This window comes from Peribacillus sp. (assembly GCF_059453735.1).
Genome location: NZ_JAZVJO010000234.1, coordinates 1 through 6967 on the forward strand (window position 1 = coordinate 1; position 6967 = coordinate 6967).

Sequence of the window (6967 nt, forward strand, 5' to 3'; positions counted from 1 at the left end):
TTACCAAACCATGGCCATATGCATTATTTGGTGTTGTTGTATAAGCAGCATCTGTTAAGGGAGTCGCTGTTGTAAGGAGAATTTCCTCAAGCTCATCAACGGTTAAACTCGCATTAACTTGTCGAAGCAGCGCAGCTACAGCTGCCACGTGAGGACCAGCCATCGATGTGCCATTCCAACCACCCTCATACAAACCTCCAGGAACAGAAGAACGAATATTCACACCTGGTGCGGAGATATCTGGTTTGATTTCTCCATACGGAGAAGGTCCACGTAAGGAAAAGTTAGCAATCTGATTGTTTAAATCTGTTGCTGCTGTTGCAAAGGATTCTGGATAGTTTGCTGGGTTGGCAACTGAACCCGGCCCGCCAGGATTAGTCAGGGTTGTATTTCCAGCAGAAAATTCAGGGAATATTTCAGCTGATTTCCATGCTTGAACCATTGGACGGTACCATTCATCAAGACCAGCACCCCCGCCCCATGAATTGTTTACTACATCCGGTGCTTTTTCAGGATGTGGATTTCCAGCAGCATCTTTTGGTGCAAGAACCCATTCACCTGCTTCTAATAAATCAATATCAGAACCGCCGCTTGCAGAAAAGGCTTTAACAGCAATGTATTTAGCGCCCGGAGCAACACCGATTTGATTGGATCCATTTTCTTCAGATCCAACCATGGTTCCAATCGTATGTGTTCCGTGCCCTAAATCATCATAAGGTGAAGCCTGTCCACCCACCGCATCCAACCAATTATATTCATGGTCAGCGGTGTTTGGATTTGCAGGATTATAACCGCGGTATTTGGTTTTTAATGCTGGGTGATTCCATTGAACGCCTGTATCGATAGAGGCGATAACGGTTCCAGCACCATCAATCCCCATGTCCCATACAGCTGGTGTACTGATTTTATCGATATTCCACTCAATGGCGGACGTGTCGGCTTTGCTTTTAACGGCAGTAGAGCCATTCACTGCATTAGAGATTTTGGTTTTACTAGCTGGTTGAATTAACTGTCTGATTTCATTTGGCAGGATTTTAGCTACCTCAGGGTAAACAGCGAGCTGCTCCATTACGTCTTTGGAAGCTGTTACTGCCATCGCATTGACGATATAAAAGGATTGAAGATTCTTTGCTTGGCCTGCTTTTTCCTGTTTGACTAAATAGTCTTTAACATTTACCTGTGTTTCTAATGCAGTAGATCGAAGCTCGGATACAAGAGTAGAGCGTTTAAGTAGTTTTGATTGGTTAGCTGATAGTTTTTGTGTTTTGGCTATAGCAGCAGCTTTGGTAGATACTTTGTTGGTATCCACTTGTTCTTTGAATTTAATTAGGAAGGTAACTTCTTTATTTTCTTTAAATTGTGAAAGGACTGTAGGAGCAATCTTCTTTTGTTCTTTTCCTAAAAGACTATCTTTTGCAGAGGTATGAAGTGTACTTGTCGAAGCAATGGTGGAGTTTGTCGGAATGATCAAAGATGTAAGCAGCAAAATTGAAAATAATAAAGCCAGCCATTTTCTTTCTCGTTTTTTTTGCAAAGTTTCTTCCCCCTATTCGAATGTCAAAGAACAAAAATGAGACCGTTCTACAATTCAGCTACCCTCCGTTTCGCGTAGTCGGCTCGTATGTATAGCACTGTTGCTGCTTTAATAATAGCGAACTGTTCAATGAAATATTTGTCATATTTTGTCTTGAAAAACATTGGATTGTGAAAATGAATACTTGGTAGGAATAGCTGTACAGTGAAAACAAGGTCATAGTAAGGACGTATTTAGTAAACAGCAAAAAAATTTCGGCATAAGTGTGCTTTTATACAGGTGTCAAAAGAACTTTTCACCTTAAAGAGATAAAAAAATGGTTATAAAGATAGAAAAATCTGATTTCTTTATTGACGTTATCTTATGTTCGTGATATATTTCCTACAAGGTAATTATCTGAAAATTTAATATGTTCTTATCAAGAGAGGTGGAGGGACTGGCCCTTTGAAGCCCGGCAACCGGTATGTTTTTAATACACGGTGCTAATTCCAGCAGAGTATAAGCTCTGAAAGATAAGGAGAGTTCCTAAAAACTTCTTCTTAAACTAGATGAGGTTTTTTTGTTTCTTACATATCCTTAAAGAGCTAATAAGATTGTTAAAGGAGAGATGAGACAATGTCAGAAGAAAAAAGTTATCGGTTTGAAACAGTGAGTATTCATGGAGGATTACAGACGGATGAAACAGGAGCACGTTCTCTGCCTATTCATCAAAGTAATGCCTATTTATTTAAAGACACAGAGCATGCGGCCAATTTATTTGGATTAAAGGAAGCGGGCTATATATATACAAGGATTCATAATCCAACTGTGACAGTATTTGAGGAAAGGGTTGCACTGCTAGAAGGAGGGATCGGCTCTCTTGCGGTCGCAAGTGGAATGGCTGCTATTTCATTAGCCATCCTCAATCTAGCTGGAGCAGGGGACGAAATTGTAGCAGCTTCCACCCTTTATGGAGGAACATACAATTTATTTGCCAATACTCTGCCTAAGTATGGGATAAAGGTTCACTTTGTTTCACCTGAGGACCCGGAAAACTTTAGAAAAGCAATTACGCCGAAAACAAAGGCGATTTTTGGAGAAACCATTGGTAATCCAAGTTTAACTGTATTAGATATTGAGGCCATTGCTGACATTGCTCATGAAAATGGTATACCGTTGATTATTGATAATACCTTTGCAACACCTTATCTATGCCGTCCGATTGAATTCGGAGCTGATATTGTGATCCATTCGGCAACTAAATGGCTGCTTGGTAACGGGACGACATTGGGCGGCATTATTGTTGACGGTGGAAACTTTGACTGGAATTCGCCCAATTTCCCTGGCTTTACGGAACCTGATCCGAGCTACGGAGGGATTGTTTTCAGTGAAGCAGTGGGTCCGGCTGCGTTCATAACAAAGGCACGTGTGCAATTGCTTCGTGATTTTGGTCCGACATTGAGTGCACAAAGTGCGTACCAATTTACGCTAGGATTAGAGACCCTTCATGTAAGAATGAAGGAGCATCTAGCCAATACTAAAGAAATTGTTAGCTATTTGGAAAATCATCCCGCTGTCAGTTGGGTAACCTACCCGGGGAATACTAATCACCCTGATAAAAAACTCGTTGATAAATATTTGCCAAAGGGTGCGGGGTCTATTGTCATCTTTGGGATTAATGGGGGCCGTGATGCGGGAGCGAAGTTGATTAACTCCATCGATCTATGGTCACATGTTGCCAATGTAGGAGATGCTAAGAGTTTAATTATTCATCCAGCAAGTACAACTCATCAACAATTAAATGATAAGGAATTACTAAAATCAGGTGTTAGCGCTGACCTCGTCCGTCTATCCGTTGGCATTGAAAACGTTGAAGATTTAATAGAGGCGCTCGAAGATGGCATCGGAAAAGCAACAGGGATTACGAGTACCTCAGCTAAAACCATTTAAGATCATCTGACATCAATGTTTTTGATTGACATCATCTCTTTATTCATGATATTATTTTATAATAATTATTATGGACTTTTAACGAGGGGAAACCTTCAATCACATATACGTTTTACTCTTATCAAGAGAGGCTGAGGGATGTGCCCTTTGAAGCCCGGCAACCGACAAGGATTACCTTGGAAAGGTGCCAATTCACACAAAGCAGTCATGCTTTGGGAGATGAGAGGACGGTTAGTTTCTTAGCCAGCCTTTCTGCTCTTGCGGAAAGGTTTTTTTGTTTCTTAATTGAGATTTCAATACATGTTTAGGGTGAAATGAGAAACGATATATGTGAAGGTTTTTCTTGAGAGTCAGATTACTAAGTTCATAGAATGTATTGAATAAAGAGGTGAGATTATTGATAACATTATCACAAATAAGTAAGTCATTCCGAACAGGCTTGGCACAAGGCGGGTTAATAAAAGCAGTCGATAATGTCAGCATGAAGATAGATCAAGGTGAAATTTTCGGAATCATTGGATATAGCGGAGCAGGAAAAAGTACATTAATTCGGATGTTAAATGGTCTAGAAACACCAACGGATGGCTCAGTTATTGTGGCAGGACGGGAAATATCTAAAATCAAAGGGACAGAACTCAGAAAAGCTCGACAAGAAATCAGCATGATTTTTCAACATTTTAATCTGCTCTGGTCTCGATCGGTAGCTGATAATATTGCTTTTCCACTGGAAATTGCCGGTGTTTCGAAAACTGAAGCGAAAAAAAGAGTAAATGAATTGATTAAGCTGGTCGGTCTCGAAGGCAGAGAGGATGCGTATCCATCTCAGTTAAGCGGCGGACAGAAGCAAAGAGTCGGAATAGCTAGAGCTTTGGCTAATAATCCTAAGGTACTTCTCTGTGATGAGGCAACGTCAGCACTCGACCCGCAGACAACTGATTCAATTCTAGAACTGCTGGTTGATATCAATAAGCGCTTAGGATTGACGATTGTTTTGATTACTCATGAAATGCATGTCATTCGAAAGATTTGTCACCGTGTTGCTGTTATGGAAAGCGGGCAAGTGGTTGAACAAGGTCCTGTCCTGGATGTGTTCCGTCATCCTGTTCAACCCATTACAAAGAGATTCGTCCAACAGGTAACGGAGCCAGAGGAAACAAAGGAAACAATTGAACATTTATTGGAACGTTTCCCGGAAGGTAGAGTTATCCAGCTTACATTTGTCGGAGAGTCGACCAATAGTCCATTAATTACCCAACTGGTACGATCTTTCAAGTTAGATGTTACGATAGTGCAAGGAAAAATTTCACAAACCCAAAATGGAGCTTATGGGACGCTTTTTATTCATATCGATGGTGCTCAAGCAGAGATGGATTTAGCTCTACAATATATCAAAGAGCAGCAGGTTGACGTGGAGGTGATTTCACATGATTGAAGAATTATTACCTAACGTTGATTGGGAAGAAATGATGGAAGCAACGTATGAAACACTTTATATGACAGGAATATCTATTGTAGCAACCTTCATTTTAGGAATTGTCTTAGGACTTGTGTTATTTTTGACGTCTAAGGGAAACATATGGGAAAATCGTCCTGTAAATGTGGTCATTAGCGCATTTGTTAATATATTCAGATCTATTCCGTTTATCATCTTAATTGTCCTTCTCATTCCATTTACCAGGGCAGTTATGGGTTCAATGATTGGTGAAAATGCAGCTCTTCCTGCGTTAATTATCGGAGCAGCTCCTTTTTATGCGAGGATGGTCGAAATAGGGTTACGTGAAATTGACAAAGGTGTTATTGAAGCTTCACGGTCAATGGGAGCAACAATCAATACGATCATTTGGAAAGTGTTGATCCCAGAATCATTACCAGCCCTTATATCCGGTATCACGGTTACTGCGATTGCACTTGTTGGTTATACAGCGATGGCTGGGGTAATTGGAGCAGGCGGTCTCGGAAACCTTGCTTATCTGGATGGTTATCAGCGAGGTCAAAATGATGTGACGCTAATCGCTACGATTATCATTTTATTAATTGTATTTATTATTCAAATCATTGGTGACTTTTTCACAACGAAATTAGACAAGCGATAACTAGGAGATGAATTTATGAAAAAGATAGTCAGTTTTGCCTTAATTCTCGTTTTAACATTTGCGCTTGCTGCATGCGGCAATGACGATTCAGGTAAAGGCGGTAACGGTAAAGATTCAGTGGAACTAGTGGTGGGTGCTTCAAACGTACCACATGCGGAAATACTTGAAAAAGCTCAACCTCTTCTTGAGGAAAAAGGAATCGAGCTAAAAATTGAAACGTTCCAAGATTATGTTTTACCGAACAAAGCATTAGAGCAAAAAGACTTGGATGCGAACTATTTTCAACATATTCCTTATTTAGAAGCGCAAATAGCGGAAAATGGGTATGACTTTGTAAATGCTGGCGGCATTCATATCGAACCAATCGGAATTTACTCACAAAAGTATAAATCTCTCGACGAACTTCCAAATGGCGCTGAAATTATTATGAGCAGTTCGGTTGCTGATCATGGTCGTGCTTTATCATTGCTTGAAGCTAATGGGTTATTGACACTTAAAGAAGGAGTCGATAAAACGACGGCTACTGTCAAAGATATTTCTGAAAACCCGAAAAAGATTACGTTCAAAACCGATATTGAAGCAGCATTATTGCCTCAGGTATATAATAATAAAGAAGGCGATGCGGTTATGATCAATTCCAATTATGCAATTGACGCAGACTTGAATCCCCTTAAAGATTCCATTGCGATTGAAGATGAGAATTCACCATATGTGAATGTGATTGCCGTAAGAAAAGGCGATGAAAACAGCAAAGGGATTAAAGCACTAGTAGAAGTATTACATTCGAAAGAAATTCAAGATTTTATTTTAGAAGAATATGAAGGTGCAGTTGTACCTGTTTCTGAATAAATACATGATTTGAGGCTGCTCCTAGGAGCAGCCTCTTTGTTTTTTCTGCTTGGTATATCAGTTCAGCATCTGACCATACTAGAGAAAAAAGATGTATAAGGAGATGTTACTAATGACCACTGAACCTGTTAATCCGACTGAAGCAGCCCTATATGAATTCAAACATGGGATGGGTGTTTTTACACAAAAGATGCCAGAAATTGCAGGCCCTTACAATGATTTTGCAAAAGCCTGTTTCAAGGAAGGACAAATTACTCAAAAGGGAAAACAATTAATAGCGTTAGGGATCAGTCTTTACGCACAGGATGAATATTGTATTATTTATCATTTAAAGGGCTGTATTGATAATGGAGCATCCGAAACAGAAATTATGGAAGCTGTTGGAGTAACTGGTGCATTTGGAGGCGGAGCTGCACTTAGTCAGGGAGTTACGCTTGTTCAGGAAGCATTGGACGATTTATTACGTTGAACACTTACTGCTTAAGAGCCAGCGATTAGGAGGTATTTTTCATCTATACCTTATATGCTGGCTGTTATTAAGTTATATTATGTTTAGTGAATG

The 6967-nt window shown here is 40.0% G+C and carries 6 protein-coding genes and 2 riboswitches; of the genes, 5 read left to right on the forward strand and 1 reads right to left on the reverse strand.

Going from position 1 to position 6967, the window contains the following annotated elements:
* On the reverse strand, nucleotides 1-1534 hold a 1534-nt coding region (locus AC52RT_RS07380; protein ID WP_495540144.1), incomplete at its 3' end, for a S8 family serine peptidase.
* Between the two features lie 412 nt (nucleotides 1535-1946).
* Nucleotides 1947-2053: riboswitch (SAM riboswitch) on the forward strand.
* Nucleotides 2054-2149: 96 nt separating this feature from the next.
* On the opposite strand from AC52RT_RS07380, the gene AC52RT_RS07385 reads away from it, so the two are divergent.
* The 5 genes from AC52RT_RS07385 (at nucleotide 2150) to AC52RT_RS07405 (ending at nucleotide 6874) form a co-directional block, all read left to right on the forward strand.
* Nucleotides 2150-3463 (forward strand): O-acetylhomoserine aminocarboxypropyltransferase/cysteine synthase family protein, encoded by a 1314-nt coding sequence (locus AC52RT_RS07385; RefSeq protein ID WP_495540145.1) that lies wholly within the window; start codon nucleotides 2150-2152, stop codon nucleotides 3461-3463.
* A 115-nt stretch (nucleotides 3464-3578) separates the two neighbouring features.
* Nucleotides 3579-3689: riboswitch (SAM riboswitch) on the forward strand.
* Between the two features lie 171 nt (nucleotides 3690-3860).
* Entirely contained in the window at nucleotides 3861-4895 is a 1035-nt protein-coding gene (locus AC52RT_RS07390; RefSeq protein WP_495540146.1) for a methionine ABC transporter ATP-binding protein, read from the forward strand.
* The gene (locus tag AC52RT_RS07395; RefSeq protein WP_340847063.1) at nucleotides 4888-5556 is read left to right on the forward strand and encodes a methionine ABC transporter permease; all 669 of its coding nucleotides are present in this window, start codon (nucleotides 4888-4890) and stop codon (nucleotides 5554-5556) included. The genes AC52RT_RS07390 and AC52RT_RS07395 overlap by 8 nt, the downstream gene beginning before the upstream one ends.
* A gap of 15 nt (nucleotides 5557-5571) precedes the next feature.
* Nucleotides 5572-6405 carry a MetQ/NlpA family ABC transporter substrate-binding protein gene (locus AC52RT_RS07400; protein ID WP_495540147.1) on the forward strand — a complete coding sequence of 278 codons (834 nt, stop codon included), beginning with the start codon at nucleotides 5572-5574 and terminating at the stop codon, nucleotides 6403-6405.
* A gap of 112 nt (nucleotides 6406-6517) precedes the next feature.
* Complete coding sequence (locus tag AC52RT_RS07405) at nucleotides 6518-6874, forward strand: carboxymuconolactone decarboxylase family protein (protein ID WP_495540148.1); 357 nt, start codon at nucleotides 6518-6520, stop codon at nucleotides 6872-6874.
* Nucleotides 6875-6967: the final 93 nt, after the last annotated feature.